Origin of the sequence: Amycolatopsis keratiniphila (assembly GCF_000400635.2) — a bacterium.
GTDB lineage: Bacteria > Actinomycetota > Actinomycetes > Mycobacteriales > Pseudonocardiaceae > Amycolatopsis > Amycolatopsis keratiniphila.
The window spans coordinates 8,089,488-8,104,798 of sequence record NC_021252.1 but is presented as its reverse complement, the minus strand read 5'-3'; the positions used below and the strand labels follow the sequence as shown (position 1 = coordinate 8,104,798).

Here is a 15,311-nt window from a genome sequence, read left to right as displayed (position 1 = left end):
CGTTGTGGCGAAGGGCGATAACAAGAAGCGCGCGGGCATCGACCCCACGTGGCCCGGTGAGGACGGGGAGCACCCCGTCACCGAGCTCGCGTCCGATCGGCAGGGCGCCTTGTCCCCGTTCGGCGACGTGACCTTCCCCCTCGACACGGTGCCGTACGTGCACCCCGAGACCGAGATCAACCGGTAAGAAGCTACTGGCCTGGCCTGCCGAGGGCGCTCCGCGCCCGAACAGGCCCTCTCGCGCGCCTCTTTCGGGCCGAAGGCCCACGGAAATCCGATGAAGGGGCGCCCTCTTCGGAGGGGTGAGGCGGGTTCGGTCTGCCCCTTCGGCGGGTTTTCGTCAGCGCGCGAGTTACTCGTCAGTCACCCCTGCGAGGGTTCGTGGCGGTCGTCACGGGAGTAGGTTTTCGATCGACCTATTCGAGCTTTCCTCAGCGGGGGTAGTGCCATGCCGGTTCCCGGTCCCGGATATTCGATCACCGTCCGGGTGGAGGCCCCCGCGTCGTCCACCGCGGCGGGTGACCTGACGACCGCCGTCGGCCGGGTCGGCGGCGTGCTGACCGCGTTCGACGTCGTCGAGTCGCACCCCGACTCGATCGTCGTCGACATCAGCGCCAACGCCCTGTCGGAGAACCACGCGCAGGACATCACGCAGACCCTGGACTCGCTGCCGGGCGTCCGCGTGCGCAAGATCTCCGACCGGACGTTCCTGATCCACCTCGGCGGCAAGATCGAGGTCACCCCCAAGGTCGCGCTCCGCAACCGTGACGACCTCTCCCGCGCGTACACGCCGGGTGTCGCCCGGGTGTGCCAGGCGATCGCGGCGAACCCCGAGGACGCGCGCCGCCTGACCATCAAGCGCAACACGGTCGCGGTGCTCACCGACGGCTCCGCGGTGCTGGGGCTGGGCAACATCGGCCCGGCCGCCGCGCTGCCGGTGATGGAGGGCAAGGCGGCGCTGTTCAAGAAGTTCGCCGACGTCGACGCGTGGCCGGTCTGCCTGGACACCCAGGACACCGAAGAGATCATCATGATCGCGAAGGCGCTCGCGCCGGTGTACGCGGGCATCAACCTCGAAGACATCGCCGCGCCGCGCTGCTTCGAGATCGAGAAGCGCCTGCGTGAGCAGCTCGACATCCCGGTCTTCCACGACGACCAGCACGGCACCGCGATCGTCGTGGTCGCCGCGCTGCGCAACGCCCTGCGCGTGGTCGGGAAGAACATCGAAGACTGCAAGATCGTCGTCAGCGGCGTCGGCGCGGCGGGCTCGGCGATCATCCGCCTGCTGCTGCGCAAGAACCCGGGCGACATCGTGGCCGCCGACATCGACGGCATCGTGCACTCCGAGCGCGGCAACCTCGACGAGAACCTGACCTGGATCGCGGGGCACACGAACAAGGAGCAGCAGGCGGGCACGCTGCACGAGGCGCTCGTCGGCGCCGACGTGTTCATCGGGGTCTCCGCGCCGAACCTGTTCGGGGCTGAGCAGGTCGCGACCATGAAATCCGACGCCGTCGTGTTCGCGCTGGCCAACCCGGACCCGGAGATCGACCCGCTGGAGGCGCAGAAGCACGCCGCCGTGGTCGCGACCGGCCGCAGCGACTTCCCGAACCAGATCAACAACGTGCTCGCGTTCCCCGGCGTCTTCCGCGGCCTGCTCGACGCGCAGGCGCACCACATCGACGACTCGATGCTCCTCGCGGCCGCCGACGCCATCGCGGACGTCGTGGACAACGGCAAGCTGAACGCTTCGTTCATCGTGCCGAGCGTGTTCGACAACGCCGTCGCGCCCGCGGTCGCCGAAGCCGTCAAGAAGGCGGCGAAGGCTGCGAAGCAGAGTCAGTAGCCAGCGCGTCTCCCCAAGGGCGCTCAGCGCCCGACGGAGACTTCACCGTCGCCCGCCCTCTTTGGGCCGGAGGCCCACGGAGAATCGATGAAGGGCCGCCCGATTCGCCACCGTGGGCTTGGTGCGGCCTGCGGCCCTTCGGCGAGGCTTCGTGCGCGGGCGACAGGCCATACAGTCCCTTGCTCCATTCGGCGGCGCCGTCATCACTGAGACCGACATCGAGGCCGACTTCAGGGTGACGACTCCGCCGATGGCGCGCTCATAGGCTCGGCTCCGACCAGGAAGTCGATCATGATGGGGGTCGGGGATGACTCGCTCTGTCCTGAGCAGGATCGGGACACTCACCGCCGCGGCGGTCACCATGGCGGTACTCGTACCGGCCACGGCGTCCGCCGCGGTTTCGTCGGTCAACTGGGGGCCGTGCCCGGAGGGCGTGGCCGCGCCCGGCGTGCAATGCGCCACCTTGAAGGTCCCGCTCGACTACCGGAACCCGGGCGGGAAGACCATCGATGTCGCCATTTCCAAGCTCGCCAGCACCAAGCCGGCGAAGCGGCGCGGCATCATGCTCACCAACCCGGGCGGCCCCGGCGGGCCCGGGCTCACGATGCCGGCGGGGTTGCGCTCGGCGGGCATGCCGTCGAGTGTGCTCGACGCGTACGACATCATCGGCTTCGATCCGCGCGGGATCGGCCGCAGCACACCGGTGACCTGCGACCTCAAGCCCGAGCAGCAGGTCAGCAACGTCCCGCCGTACGCCCGTGACGCCGCGGCGGTGGCGGAGCGCGCCGAGTACGTGAAGGGCGTCGCGAAGCAGTGCGCCGACTCGAAGACGGCCGCGAACCTGCCGTACATCACCACGGCCAACACCGCCCGCGACATGGATCGCATCCGGGAGGCCCTGGGCGAGAAGAAGCTCTCGTATTACGGCGTCTCGTACGGCACGTATCTGGGCGCCGTGTATTCGACGCTGTTCCCGCGGCAGACCGATCGCATCGTGCTCGACAGCGCGACCGGTCCGGGCGGGCTCGACACGACCGGGTCCCGACGGCTGGCGGAGGGGTTCCAGGACCGCTTCCCGGACTTCGCGAAGTGGGCGGCGGCGCGGCACGAGAGCTATGGGCTCGGCCGCACGCCGCAGCAGGTGACGGCGAAGTTCCACGAGCTCGTCGCCAAGCTCGACGGTGGCGCGGTTCCGGGGGTGGACGGCGCGGCCTTCCGGGCGGGCACGTTCGGTGCGCTGTACTCGACCGCCTCCTTCCCGACGCTGGCACAGCAGTGGCAGGCGCTCGACACCGAAGGCGTCGTGAAGCAGGCCGCGGAGGCTCCGCAGTTCGATGTGGCGCAGCTGCTGTCCGCGCAGCTGCACGTGGTGTGCAACGACGTGAACTGGCCGGAGAACGTCGCGGCCTACCAGCGCAACGTCGAGAAGGACCGGGTGCGGTACCCGATGTTCGGCGCCGCCGCGGCGAACATCTGGGCGTGCGCCTACTGGCCGTCCGAGCCGATCGAGCCGCAGGTGCGGATCGGCGACCGGGGCCCGTCGAACATCCTGGTGGTGCAGAACCTGCGTGACCCGGCGACCCCGCTGAGCGGGGCCAGGGAGATGCGGCGCGCGCTGGGCGACCGGGCGCGGATGGTGTCGGTCGACGACGGCGGGCACGGGGTCTGGCTGAGCTCGGAGAACGCCTGCGGCAACAACGCCGTCAATCGGTTCTTCGTGGACGGCAAGCGTCCCGGGCACGACACGGCCTGCGCCGCGGACCGGGGCGGGCTCTTCGCATCGATGACGCCGGAGCAGCGGCAGGAACGGGAGAAGGCCCTCGGCGAGGTTCGCTCGAAGCAGCGGATGTTCTGAGGACTAGCCTGCTGGGCGTGAGTGAACTCAGCCACGTCGACCATACGGGCGCCGCCCGTATGGTCGACGTTTCCGGCAAGACGCCCACCGCCCGCACCGCGCTGGCGGGCGGCACCGTGCACACCACGGCCGAGGTGCTCGGCCTGCTGGCGACGGACGGGCTACCCAAGGGCGACGCGCTCGCGACCGCCCGGATCGCGGGCATCATGGGCGCGAAGAAGGTGCCCGAGCTGATCCCGCTCTGCCACCAGATCGCGTTGTCCGGGGTGAAGGTCGAGTTCGTCCTCGACGAGACCGCCGTGCACATCACCGCGACCGCGAAGACGAACGACCGGACCGGCGTCGAGATGGAGGCGCTGACCGCCGTCGCCGTCGCCGGGCTGACCCTGCACGACATGATCAAGGCCGTGGACCCGGCGGCGACCCTCGACGACGTCCGCCTGATCCGCAAGGACGGCGGCAAGACCGGGACCTGGGAGCGGCCGTGAACCGGGTCGCGAGGGTGATCGTGGCGTCCAATCGCGCCGCGAAGGGCGTCTACGAGGACGCGACCGGCCCGGTCATCGCGGACTGGCTCGCTTCACGGGGCTGGGACGTGCCCGCGCCCGTGGTCGTCCAGGACGGTGAACCGGTCGGCGAAGCCCTGCGGGACGCCGTCGCGGCCGGGGTTCAGGTGATCGTGACGACCGGCGGCACCGGCATCTCGCCGACGGACCGCACCCCGGACGTCACCCGCGCCGTCCTCGACTACGAACTCCCCGGCGTCGCGGACGCGATCCGTGCCGCCGGACTGCCCAAGGTCCCCACGGCCGTGCTCTCGCGTGGCGTCGCCGGCGTCGCGGGCCGGACCCTCGTGGTGAACCTGCCCGGTTCACGCGGCGGGGTGAAGGACGGCCTGGGCGTACTGGACGGGATCCTCGACCACGCCGTCGACCAGCTGGCGGGCGGCGACCACCCACGGGAGGCACAGCAGTGAGCGTTCGGGTCGCACGGATCGCGGTGGTCGACGAGCCGCTTTCGGTCGAAGAACACGCCCGGCTGGTGGACGACGCGGCCGCGGGCGCCGTCGTGACCTTCGGCGGGGTGGTCCGGGACCACGACGGCGGGCGGTCGGTGGAGAGGCTCGCCTACGAAGGGCACCCCAGTGCCGCCGACGTGCTCGCGGAGGTCGTCACGGACCTCTCGGGGAAATGGGAAGGCGTGCGGGCGGTCGCCGTCAGCCACCGGCTGGGCGCGCTGGCCATCGGGGACGTCGCGCTGGCGTGCGCCGTGGCGGCCGAGCACCGGGGCCAGGCCTTCGCGGCCTGCTCGGAGCTGGTCGACGAGGTCAAGGCGCGGCTGCCGGTGTGGAAGCACCAGCACTTCAGCGACGGCAGCGACGAATGGGTCAACTCGCCGTAGGGCCTTGGTCGCGTGGGTCGTGAGTGGCGTTTCGGGTTCTAACCCGAAACGCCACTCACGACCCACGCGACCCACTCTGGACACGACAAAGCCCCACCGCCGGGGGAATGGCGCGGTGGGGCCTTGTCAGTCGTGACGTGGCCGCGCGGGGAATCCCGCGGGCATCACGACTTACTGGTGCTCAAGAGCTCACTTGGTGGCGAGCTTCTGGCCGACGACGATGAAGTCGGCGTTCGGCACGTATTCCTTGTTCAGCTCCTGCAGCTTCTGGTAGCCGCCCTGGACGTTGAACTTGGAAGCGATCTTCGACAGCGTGTCGCCGGCCACGACGGTGTAGTCACCCGCCGGGTTCGAGTTGGCGACGTTCGCGGCCGGGGCGGCCGGAGCCTGCTGCTTCTGGACCGGCGCGGTCGACTTCTTCGGGGTCACCTTCTTGGTGGCCTTCGGGGCGCTCGACTTGGCCTTGGCGGGGCTGGCGGAGCCGCCCTTCTTGCCACAGTGCGGCCACGCGCCGATGCCCTGGCCCTGGAGGACCCGCTCGGCGACGGCGATCTGCTGCTCACGCGTGGCGTTGTGCGCGCTGCCGGTGCCGCCGTAGGCGCGCCAGGTGCTCTGCGAGAACTGCAGACCACCGTAGTAGCCGTTACCGGTGTTGGTGCTCCAGTTGCCGCTGCTCTCGCACTGCGCGATGGCGTCCCAGTTGGTCGCCGACGCGGGGGTCGCGGCGATTGCGAGGGGAGCGCCGACCGCGACACCCGCAATGGCGACGCGGGCGATGTGACGGGTGGCGGCGGACATCTTGCGGTGCTTGCCTCGGTAAGACATGTGAATAAATCTCGCTCCCTGCGCCTACGAGTCGGTGCTGAGGGAAGACCCGCGGGTCTTGGCCGGCCGTCTCGGGCCGGCTGACTTCGCCTGACGCACGACGCGTCGGCTCGGTCCCCTCGTCCCTGTCCGGAAATGCTTTCGCTCGGGGTTGGGTCCGGGAATCCGTTGGACAGGGCTCGGCGCTACGGGTTCCCGGTGTTGCGTGGTCGGTCGGGGCCAACCGAAAAGCGACGGTACGTAACGAACGGCCGGGACGGAAATTATTCGAGCTGTGACCTACATCACAGTAACAGCACGCAACCCATAACGATTCGGCTGTTTGTGCAGGTCAGTGGGCCGTTATCTGGCCGTTTCCTGACCGAGATAATTCACAGATCGTGAGGCTTGCATCACGTGGATTAAGGGGTGACTGGCCCATTCGTGCGCCTTCGCGCGCGAATGGGCCGCGCACTTTAGCGAGACCTCAAGAAGTTCGCCAGCCCTGGCAGGTCATCCGTATTCAGGTGGTCGACCCCGGCGGCGACCAGCTCTTTCCACAACGCGTCACGGCCGGGCCCCGCGACGTCCGGCGTGGCCCAGAAGCGCACGCGCTGACCGCCCGCGTGGGCCCGTTTGACCAGATCGTGCAGTTTCGCCCGCTCCTCGGCGGGGAAGGGGCCTTCGCCGGTCCAGGTGAACAGCCCGGGCCAGGAGTCCGAGACCAGCGGGGTGACCCGGGGGTCCGAGCCGATGCCGAGGTCGTTCTGGTCTTTGATCCGGCCGTCGTAGAAGGCCAGCCGGAACTTCTGCCCGAGCATCACGTCCTTGGGGCGGCCGCCGGAGATGACCGCGGTGACGGCCCGCTTCTTCACGTGTCCGAACGCGTACAGAGAGAAAAGGAAGGAGTAGCGCGGGTCGTACAGCCGCTTCTCCAGCGCCGCGTACGTGCTGTTCGCGTCGCCCTTGACGTCGATCAGCAACTGGAACTCCGCCCGCTGCCGGTAGACGCCGACGCCGTGGTTGGCCAGCACGCGCTTGCGCAGCGGCTCCAGGTAGAGCGACTCCAGGGTGCGGTCCGGGCGGGTGTCCGCGAGGTCGTGGGCGACCAGCAGCTGCCCGTCCACGAGGAAGATGTCGGCCTCGACACTGGTGAAGCCCTGGTCGAGCGCGTCCTGCAGCGGACGGGTGTGCTCGTAGTCGTTGTGGCTGTGCGCCTGCGGCAACGGCTTGACGCCACGTGCGGAGGCGGAGGCGGGCGCGGTCGCCAGGCTCGTGGCGGCGACCGCGGCGAGCAGCGCGGCGAGGATACGGCGGGGAGTGATCACTGGCGCATCCTCGGCTGCTTCGGCGACCGGACGGTGAACTCGAGACGGCGAGCAAGGGACCTTTGCTACCACTTTCGAGGTTCGCGCAGGTCAGCGGCGTCCGGCAGGGGGTCAGCCGCCGGCGAACGGGGGCAGGACGTCCAGTTCGGCCGCGTCGTTCAGCGGCCGCGTGAGGTCCCGAACGGCGACGCCGTCCAGCAGGTACGAGACCGCGTCCAGCAGCTTCGCCAGCTTCTCCGGGTGGAGTTCACGCAGACGGGCGACGGCGTCGGCGACACGGGCGCCGTCCGGGAGGGTCACCTTCTCCTCGTCGAGGCCGACGGCCGCTCGGGCCGACGCGAAGTACCGCACCACGATGGTCACCATGTCAGCCGCCGATCGCGCTCATCGGCCGGATCGGCTGCGCGAACCCGGCCTCGTTGATCTCGTGTCCGGCGAGCTTGCCCCACATCGTCGCCCGCCAGGCGTCCGCCACCTCTTCTTCGCGCGCGCCCGCGCGCACGAGGGCGCGTAGATCCGTCTCGTCGTTGCTGAACAGGCACGAGCGCACCGCACCGTCCGCGGTCAGCCGGGTCCGCTCGCAGGCGCCGCAGAAGGGACGCGTCACCGACGCGATCACGCCGACGTCGCCAGGGCCGCCGTCGACCAGCCAGCGTTCTGCGGGCGCCCCGCCACGCGCGGCGGGGAACGGCGACAGCGTGAACTCCTCGCCGAGCATGCCGAGGATCTCCTCGGCGGTGATCATGTCGCCGCGGTTCCAGCCGTGCTGCGCGTCCAGCGGCATCTGCTCGATGAACCGCAGGTGGTACCCCTCGGCGAGGCAGAACTTCAGCAGCGGCACGGCCTGGTCTTCGTTCAGCCCGCGCATCAGCACCGCGTTGACCTTCACCGGGTCCAGCCCGGCTTCCCGCGCGGCGGCCATGCCGGCGAGTACGTGCGAAAGCCGGTCGCGACGCGTGATCGTCTCGAACAGCGCGCGGTCGACGGTGTCCAGCGAGACGTTGATGCGGTCCAGCCCGGCGTCGGCGAGCGACTTCGCGCGCTTCGCGAGCCCGATCCCGTTGGTGGTCATGGAAAGCCGCGGTCGCGGTTCGAGTGCCGCGACCCGCTCGACGATCTTCTCCAGCCCTTGGCGCAGCAGCGGTTCGCCGCCGGTGAGCCGGATGTCGGTGATCCCGAGCTGTTCGACGGCGATCCGCAGCAGCAGCACGAGTTCGTCGTCGGTCAGCACGTCCGCGCTCGGCATCCATTCGAGCCCTTCGGCGGGCATGCAGTAGGTGCAGCGCAGATTGCACTTGTCGGTGAGCGACACCCGCAGGTCGGTCGCCACGCGGCCGAAGGTGTCGATCAGAGCGGGGTTGTCCGGCCTGGGCACGCTGGGGCGACCGCGTGTACCGGGGACACGGGGAAACCCGAGATCGACTGCTGTCATTGACACCAGACTAACCCCGAAGCGGGCGAAAACCGACTGTCTAGAATCTCATTTCGCACCGAATCGGAGGGGTTTCCGGATGGCGAAATATCCGCTCTCGGCGGAGGAATTGGCCCGGTTCGCCCATCTCGGCAGGGAAAGCAGCACGCTGACCGTTCTCCGGCACGCGCGCATCGCCGAGCGGATGGGCCTGTCCGCCACCGACCACAAGGTGCTCGAACTCGCCGGGCAGGCGCCGGGACCGTTGACAGCGGGCAGGATCGCGGAATTGACCGGGTTGTCGACGGGTGCTGTGACCGGCGTCATGGACAGGCTCGAGAAGACGGGCCTCGCCCGCCGCGTCCGCGACACCGCCGACCGCCGGAAGGTACTGATAGAGGTCGTTCCCGGCGCCATGGAGCGGTATGCACCGCTCTTCGAATCCGCGTACACGAACATGAGGTCGGTGCTCGAACAGTTCTCTCCGGACGAGCGGAAAGTACTGGAGCGATTCCAGAGCGCGTTGCTCGACGGCCTTCGCGACGAACTCCCCGGCATTGCATAGCTTTTCCGTATCTGCGGAAGTAATCTGCCAGGCATGCCGCAATTTCGGTTGTCTGAGGCCGCTCGTCTGCTCGGCGTCAGCGACGACACCGTCCGCCGCTGGGTCCGCGCCGGTCAGCTCACCGCGTTCGACGACTCGGCGGGCCGCAAGGTCGTCGACGGCGCCGAGCTCGCCGCGTTCGCCAAGGCGCAGGCCGAACAGCCCGAGGATCCCTCGAACGTCGGCCGTTCCGCGCGCAACCGCTTCGTCGGCCTCGTCACCGAGGTCGTCACGGACAAGGTGATGGCGCAGGTCGAGCTGCAGTGCGGCCCGCATCGCGTGGTCTCCCTGATGAGCGCCGAAGCCGTCCGCGAGCTCGGGCTGCGGCCGGGGGTGCTCGCGGTCGCCGTCGTCAAGGCGACCACCGTCGTGATCGAGACCCCGGAAGGAAGCCGATGAGGAGAGTCGTCCCCGCCCTGCTCGCCCTGGCACTTGGCGCGACGGCCTGTGGTTCCGGGGAGCCGGCCGCGGAGGCCAAGACGCTGACCGTGTTCGCGGCGGCGTCGCTGACCGAGTCGTTCGGGACGCTGGGCAAGCGGTTCGAGGCGCAGAACTCCGGGGTGACCGTGAAGTTCAGCTTCGAGGGCTCCTCGGCGCTCGTCCAGAAGCTGACCCAGGGCGCGAAGGCGGACGTGTTCGCCTCAGCCGATCAGGCCAATATGGACAAGGCCGCCAAGGGAGAGCTGCTCGACGGGCAGCCTTCGGTGTTCGCCACCAACCGGCTCGCCATCGCGGTCGGGAAGGGCAACCCCAAAGGCATCAAGGGCCTGGCCGACCTCGTGAAGGACGGGCTGACCGTGGTCGTCTGCGCTCCACAGGTGCCGTGCGGGTCGGCGGCGAAGAAGGTCCAGCAGTCGTCCGGGGTCACGCTCAAGCCCGCCAGTGAGGAGCAGGACGTCAAGTCGGTGCTCGCGAAGGTGCAGTCGGGCGACGCCGACGCCGGGCTCGTCTACGTCACCGACGCGACGTCAGCGGCCGGGAAGGTGGACAAAGTGGACTTCCCCGAGGCGGCGGGCGCGATCAACGAGTACCCGATCGCGGTGGTGAAGGACGCTCCGCAGGCCCAGCTCGCCGGGCTGTTCAGGGACTTCGTCCTCGGTGAGGAAGGCAAGAAGGAATTGGCGAAGGTCGGTTTTGGCACGCCGTGACCCCGCGCGGGGCGGGGTCTCTTGGATCCTCTGGCCGCCGGCGATCTGCGCGCTGGCGCTGGTGGTGCTGCCGGTCGTCGGCCTGCTGGTGCGGTCGGACCTGACGCGCTTCCCGAGCCTCATCACCTCGACGTCGTCACTGAACGCGCTCAAGCTCTCGCTGCTCACCGCCGGACTGTCCACTGTGGCCTGTGTGCTGCTCGGCGTCCCGCTCGCCGTGGTGCTCGCGCGCTCAGGGGCGCGCGGTGTCCGCGTGCTGCGCGCGGTGGTGCTGCTGCCGCTGGTCCTGCCGCCGGTGGTCGGCGGGCTGGCGCTGCTGTACCTGCTGGGCCGCAAGGGTTTCCTCGGCATCCTGGTGACCACGCTGACCGGTGAGCAGGTGCCGTTCACCACGGCCGCCGTGGTCATCGCGCAGACGTTCGTCGCGATGCCGTTCCTGGTGGTCAGCCTCGAAGGAGCCCTCCGCGGCGCCGGTGACCGGTACGAACGGGTCGCCGCGACGCTCGGTGCCAAGCCGTGGACGGTGTTCCGCCGGGTCACGCTGCCGTTGCTGATGCCCGCGCTCGGCTCGGGCATCGTGCTCAGCTTCGCGCGGGCGCTGGGCGAGTTCGGCGCGACGATCACCTTCGCGGGAAGCCTCGAAGGGGTGACCAGGACCCTGCCGCTGGAGGTCTACACCCAGGCCGAGGTCGACGTCGACAGCGCCGTGGCGCTCGCCTTGCTGCTCATCCTGGTCGCCGTCGCGGTGATCGCGCTCGCCCGGCCGCGCGCGCTCGAAGGAGTGCGGTCGTGACCCTTTCGGCCGAGATCGCCCTCCGGCGCGGCGAGTTCACCTTGGACGTCGGCTTCGAGGTCCCCGACGGCGGCGTGCTCGCGCTGCTCGGCCCGAACGGGTCGGGCAAGTCCAGCGTGCTCGGCTGCCTCGCCGGTCTGCTCCGGCCGGACCGGGCACGGATCACGCTCGGCGGACGTGGCCTGGCGGGCCTGCCGCCGCACGCGCGCGGGATCGGCCTGCTCTCCCAGGACGCCCTGCTCTTCCCGCATCTGTCCGCTTTGGACAACGTCGCCTTCGCGCCGCGCTCGACCGGAGCAGGGCGCGCCGAGGCGAAGCGGCGCGCCCGGGAGTGGCTGACCGAAGTGGACGCGCTCGAACTGGCCGATCGACGGCCCGCCCAGCTCTCCGGCGGGCAGGCGCAGCGGGTCGCGATCGCGCGGGCGCTGGCCGCCGAGCCGGGACTTCTGCTGCTCGACGAGCCTTTCGCGGCGCTGGATGTCGACGCGGCGCCCGCCATCCGGGGGCTGCTCCGCCGGGTGTTGCGGTCCGGACCGCCGACCGTCCTGGTCACCCACGACCCGCTCGACGCGCTGGCGCTGGCCGATCACGTCGCCGTCCTCGACGGCGGCCGGATCGTCGAACGCGGCGAGACCCGCAAGGTCCTCTCCGCGCCGCGCACGGCGTTCACCGCGCGGATCGCCGGGCTGAACCTGGTGCCCGGCGTCGCCGTCGAAGGCGGTTTGCGCACGTCAGGCAGGTTGTTGGCCGGAATCTCGGCCGAGGACGTCGTCGAGGGCGAAGCGGCCGTCGCCGTCTTCGCGCCCAGCGCCGTCGCCGTGTATCTGCGCGACGGCGAGCATCGGGGCAGCCCGCGCAATACCGTCGGGGGAATCGTCGACGCGCTGGAACCACACGGGCCGGTGATCCGCGTCCGGGCCCGCGGTGACGGCTGGGCGGCGGGTCTCGCCGCCGACCTCACCCCGGCCGCGGTCGCCGAACTGGCGCTCGAACCCGGCACACCGGTCGATCTTTCGATCAAGGCGGCGTCCGTGGCTGTTCACGCCGTCTCCAATCATTAGGCCCGGACCCCGCCCCGCCACCGCCCTCAACTGACAGGCTTCGCCTGGCTGTCTAGATTGAAGCCATGAACGAGCGCCGTTGGACCTACCTCAGCGACATGGATGGCGTGCTGGTGCAGGAGGAGCATCTCGTGCCCGGCGCGGACGAGTTCCTCAAGGAGCTGCGCGCCAACGACATCGGCTTCCTGGTGCTGACCAACAACTCGATCTACACCCCGCGCGACCTGCGGGCGAGGCTCGAGCGGACCGGCCTCGACATCCCCGAGGAGGCCATCTGGACCTCCGCGCTGGCGACCGCGAAGTTCCTCGCGTCGCAGCGGCCGAACGGCTCGGCGTTCGTGATCGGCGAGGCCGGGCTCACCACGGCGCTGCACGAGGTCGGCTATGTACTGACCGAACGCGACCCGGACTACGTCGTCCTCGGCGAGACGCGGACGTACAGCTTCAGCGCCATAACCCGCGCGATCAGGCTGATCGAGGGCGGCGCGAAGTTCATCGCCACCAACCCGGACGCCACCGGCCCGAGCATGGAGGGCTCGATGCCCGCCACCGGTTCGGTCGCCGCGCTGATCGAGAAGGCGACCGGCCGTTCGCCGTATTACGTCGGCAAGCCGAACCCGCTGATGATGCGCTCCGCGCTGCGGCGGCTCGGCGCGCATTCGGAGTCGACGCTGATGATCGGCGACCGGATGGACACCGACGTCCACTCGGGAATCGAGGCCGGATTGCAGACGATCCTGGTGCTCACCGGCATCTCCACGCGGGAGACTGCGGAGCATTACCCGTACCGGCCGACCAAGATCATCGACTCGATCGCCGATCTGGTCGGGCGCACCGGCGACCCGTTCGGCGAAGGCTGAGCGGCACGGTCGCATGAGGAGGGCTTATCGTCAGACGATGCACGACGATCAGCCCACGTCCCCGACCTATGTGGTCGGTGACGTGCACGGACACCGGGACGAGCTGGCCGAGGCGCTCCGGGAGAAGGGGCTGCTCGACTCCGACGACGACTGGGCCGGCGGTGAAGCGACCCTGTGGTTCCTCGGCGACTTCGTCGACCGAGGGCCCGACGGCGTCGGCGTCATCGACCTGGTGATGCGGCTGGAACGCCAGGCCGCCACGGCGGGCGGGCACTGCGGGACGCTGCTGGGCAACCACGAGATCCTGCTGCTCGGGATGTACCACTTCGGCGACACGGAGGTGCCGTCCGACTTCGGGCCGCGCAGCTTCGCCCGCAGCTGGGAGATCAACGGCGGGCTGCTCGAAGACCAGGACAGGCTCACCCCGCAACATATCGAATGGCTGACCTCGCGCCCGATGCTGACGCTGGCCGCGGACCACCTGCTGATGCATTCGGACACACTCGAGTACCTCGGCTGGGGCGAGGACATCGACGGGATCAACGCGCGTGGCCGCGAGATCCTCGAAGGCAGCGACATCGAGGCCTGGTGGGACGTGTGGCGGCGGATGACCACGCGGTACGCCTTCCGCGGCCCGCAGGGCGCCGACGTCGCGCAACAGCTCATGGACCGGCTCGGCGGCGAGCGGATCGTGCACGGGCACAGCGTCATCGCCGACCAGCTGGGGATCCACCCCGCGCAGATCGAGGGACCGTACCTCTACGCGGGCGGGAAGGCGCTGGGGATCGACGGCGGGTTGTTCGTCGGCGGTCCGTGCCTGATCATCCCGCTGCCGTGGGAACCCGAGGACTGAGCCTGGCGGGGGCCGACAGTTGCCGGCCCAAGTACGTGAAGGGCGACGGTAGCGTGGTGGGCACGTCTTCCGGCTGCTGCCGGGCCCGGCCAGGGCCGACGTTGCGAAAGCCACTTTCGCAACCTTCAACGTTGCGAAAGTGGCTTTCGCAACCCCCCGGGTCAAGGTCGGCACCCGGCAAGACCACGGCGCCACCCACGAGCGTCAGGCCTTATGGAAGTTCGACGATCTCCTTGCCCAGCGGCATCAGCGAGACCGGGATCATCTTGAAGTTCGCCACGCCCAGCGGGATCCCGATGATCGTGATGCACAGCGCCACCCCGGTCAGCACATGGCCGATGGCGAGCCAGAGCCCGGCGAAGATGAACCAGATGACGTTGCCGATCGTCGACGCGGCCCCGGAGTCGCGCCGGTCCACCACGGTGCGGCCGAACGGCCAGAGCGCGTACGCCGCGATCCGGAACGACGCCAGCCCGAACGGGATGGTGACGATCAGGATGCAGCAGATGATGCCGGCGACGATGTAGCCGAGCGCCATCCACAGGCCGCACAGCACGAGCCAGATGACGTTGAGGATCAGGCGCATCAGACGTGCAACTCCCCGCTGGCCACGGTGACCGCCTGCCCCGAAAGCAGGACGCGGTCGCCTTCGAGTTTCATCCGGACGATGCCGCCGCGGGCCGAGGCCTGCTCGCCGACGAGCTTGTCGCGGCCGAGCCGGGCGGCCCAGTACGGCGCGAGGACGCAGTGCGCGGATCCGGTGACCGGGTCTTCGTCGATGCCGACACCCGGCGCGAAGAACCGGGTGACGAAGTCGATCCCGTCCACGTCACCCGGTGCGGTGACCATGAGCCGCCCGTTCCAGTGCGCGCGCAACGCGGCCAGGTCCGGCGCGAGCGAACGCACCACGGACGCGTCGTCCACCACCGCGAACAGGTTGTGCTTGCTGCGCCCGACGTACTCGAACTCCAGGCCCGGCAGGATCGACGACAGGTCGTCGTCCGACTCGCGGGGCGGATCCGACGGGAAGTCCATCGACACCCAGCCGTCTTCGGCACGGCAGCGCAACTCGCCGCTTCTCGTCGTGAAGGTCTGCTCGCCGCCGAGGACGTGCGTGGTCGCCAGCGTCGCGTGCCCGCACAGGTCGACTTCGGTCTCCGGCGTGAACCAGCGAAGCGACTTCGGCCCCTCGCCGCCGATCTCGACGAAAGCCGTCTCGGCGTGCTTCAGCTCGGCGGCGACGGACTGCATCCAGCCCGCGTCGCCCGGAGCGTCCAGCAGGACCACGCCGGCGGAGTTACCGGCGAAGGCTTCGGAGGTGAAGGCGTCGACGATGTAGAGGCGCAT

The 15,311-nt window shown here is 69.7% G+C and carries 17 protein-coding genes and 1 pseudogene; 12 read left to right on the top strand and 6 right to left on the bottom strand.

From position 1 onward, the window contains the following. Positions 1 to 4 precede the first annotated feature (4 nt). The 5 genes and pseudogenes from AORI_RS77545 to AORI_RS84695 all read left to right on the top strand — a co-directional run bounded on the left by AORI_RS77545 (position 5) and on the right by AORI_RS84695 (position 5,102). Positions 5 to 187 (top strand): hypothetical protein, encoded by a 183-nt coding sequence (locus tag AORI_RS77545; RefSeq protein WP_016337576.1) that lies wholly within the window; start codon positions 5 to 7, stop codon positions 185 to 187. A gap of 261 nt (positions 188 to 448) precedes the next feature. Further along, the gene (locus AORI_RS77540; RefSeq protein WP_016337575.1) at positions 449 to 1,846 is read left to right on the top strand and encodes an NAD-dependent malic enzyme; all 1,398 of its coding nucleotides are present in this window, start codon (positions 449 to 451) and stop codon (positions 1,844 to 1,846) included. Between the two features lie 307 nt (positions 1,847 to 2,153). Beyond that, the gene (locus AORI_RS77535) at positions 2,154 to 3,701 is read left to right on the top strand and encodes an alpha/beta hydrolase (RefSeq protein ID WP_016337574.1); all 1,548 of its coding nucleotides are present in this window, start codon (positions 2,154 to 2,156) and stop codon (positions 3,699 to 3,701) included. A 17-nt stretch (positions 3,702 to 3,718) separates the two neighbouring features. Next, positions 3,719 to 4,189, top strand: a complete 471-nt coding sequence (gene moaC, locus AORI_RS77530; protein ID WP_016337573.1) for a cyclic pyranopterin monophosphate synthase MoaC — start codon at positions 3,719 to 3,721, stop codon at positions 4,187 to 4,189. Further along, positions 4,186 to 5,102 (top strand): annotated as a pseudogene (locus tag AORI_RS84695) (molybdenum cofactor biosynthesis protein MoaE). The gene moaC and the pseudogene AORI_RS84695 overlap by 4 nt, the downstream one beginning before the upstream one ends. Before the next feature lie 189 nt (positions 5,103 to 5,291). Here the strand turns inward: AORI_RS84695 and AORI_RS77515 are convergent. The 4 genes from AORI_RS77515 to moaA form a co-directional block, all read right to left on the bottom strand. Continuing rightward, positions 5,292 to 5,927: a transglycosylase family protein gene (locus tag AORI_RS77515; protein ID WP_016337570.1), complete on the bottom strand. Its 636-nt coding sequence runs from the start codon at positions 5,925 to 5,927 to the stop codon at positions 5,292 to 5,294. A 455-nt stretch (positions 5,928 to 6,382) separates the two neighbouring features. Next, positions 6,383 to 7,234, bottom strand: coding sequence for a phosphatidylinositol-specific phospholipase C/glycerophosphodiester phosphodiesterase family protein (locus AORI_RS77510; RefSeq protein ID WP_016337569.1), 852 nt, complete (start codon positions 7,232 to 7,234; stop codon positions 6,383 to 6,385). A 111-nt stretch (positions 7,235 to 7,345) separates the two neighbouring features. Then, on the bottom strand, positions 7,346 to 7,600 hold the full coding sequence (locus AORI_RS77505; RefSeq protein ID WP_016337568.1) for a MoaD/ThiS family protein: 255 nt from the start codon (positions 7,598 to 7,600) through the stop codon (positions 7,346 to 7,348). Position 7,601: 1 nt separating this feature from the next. After that, entirely contained in the window at positions 7,602 to 8,666 is a 1,065-nt protein-coding gene (moaA, locus tag AORI_RS77500; RefSeq protein ID WP_046199866.1) for a GTP 3',8-cyclase MoaA, read from the bottom strand. A 79-nt stretch (positions 8,667 to 8,745) separates the two neighbouring features. Here moaA and AORI_RS77495 point away from each other — a divergent pair, with 79 nt between their 5' ends. The 7 genes from AORI_RS77495 to AORI_RS77465 all read left to right on the top strand — a co-directional run bounded on the left by AORI_RS77495 (position 8,746) and on the right by AORI_RS77465 (position 13,964). Further along, positions 8,746 to 9,210, top strand: a complete 465-nt coding sequence (locus tag AORI_RS77495) for a MarR family transcriptional regulator (protein ID WP_016337566.1) — start codon at positions 8,746 to 8,748, stop codon at positions 9,208 to 9,210. Positions 9,211 to 9,243: 33 nt separating this feature from the next. Further along, positions 9,244 to 9,648, top strand: coding sequence for a TOBE domain-containing protein (locus tag AORI_RS77490; RefSeq protein WP_005156143.1), 405 nt, complete (start codon positions 9,244 to 9,246; stop codon positions 9,646 to 9,648). After that, positions 9,645 to 10,397 carry a molybdate ABC transporter substrate-binding protein gene (gene modA, locus AORI_RS77485; RefSeq protein WP_016337565.1) on the top strand — a complete coding sequence of 251 codons (753 nt, stop codon included), beginning with the start codon at positions 9,645 to 9,647 and terminating at the stop codon, positions 10,395 to 10,397. The genes AORI_RS77490 and modA overlap by 4 nt, the downstream gene beginning before the upstream one ends. Before the next feature lie 25 nt (positions 10,398 to 10,422). Further along, entirely contained in the window at positions 10,423 to 11,190 is a 768-nt protein-coding gene (locus AORI_RS77480; protein ID WP_043849199.1) for an ABC transporter permease, read from the top strand. Then, on the top strand, positions 11,187 to 12,251 hold the full coding sequence (locus AORI_RS77475; protein ID WP_016337563.1) for a sulfate/molybdate ABC transporter ATP-binding protein: 1,065 nt from the start codon (positions 11,187 to 11,189) through the stop codon (positions 12,249 to 12,251). Before AORI_RS77480 ends, AORI_RS77475 begins: the two co-directional genes overlap by 4 nt. Positions 12,252 to 12,316: 65 nt before the next feature. After that, positions 12,317 to 13,111, top strand: a complete 795-nt coding sequence (locus AORI_RS77470; protein ID WP_016337562.1) for an HAD-IIA family hydrolase — start codon at positions 12,317 to 12,319, stop codon at positions 13,109 to 13,111. A 37-nt stretch (positions 13,112 to 13,148) separates the two neighbouring features. Then, on the top strand, positions 13,149 to 13,964 hold the full coding sequence (locus tag AORI_RS77465) for a metallophosphoesterase family protein (RefSeq protein WP_016337561.1): 816 nt from the start codon (positions 13,149 to 13,151) through the stop codon (positions 13,962 to 13,964). Between the two features lie 211 nt (positions 13,965 to 14,175). Here AORI_RS77465 and AORI_RS77460 read toward each other — a convergent pair whose 3' ends face one another. Further along, on the bottom strand, positions 14,176 to 14,550 hold the full coding sequence (locus tag AORI_RS77460) for a YccF domain-containing protein (RefSeq protein WP_016337560.1): 375 nt from the start codon (positions 14,548 to 14,550) through the stop codon (positions 14,176 to 14,178). After that, positions 14,550 to 15,311, bottom strand: a complete 762-nt coding sequence (locus AORI_RS77455; protein ID WP_043849198.1) for a PhzF family phenazine biosynthesis protein — start codon at positions 15,309 to 15,311, stop codon at positions 14,550 to 14,552. Before AORI_RS77455 ends, AORI_RS77460 begins: the two co-directional genes overlap by 1 nt.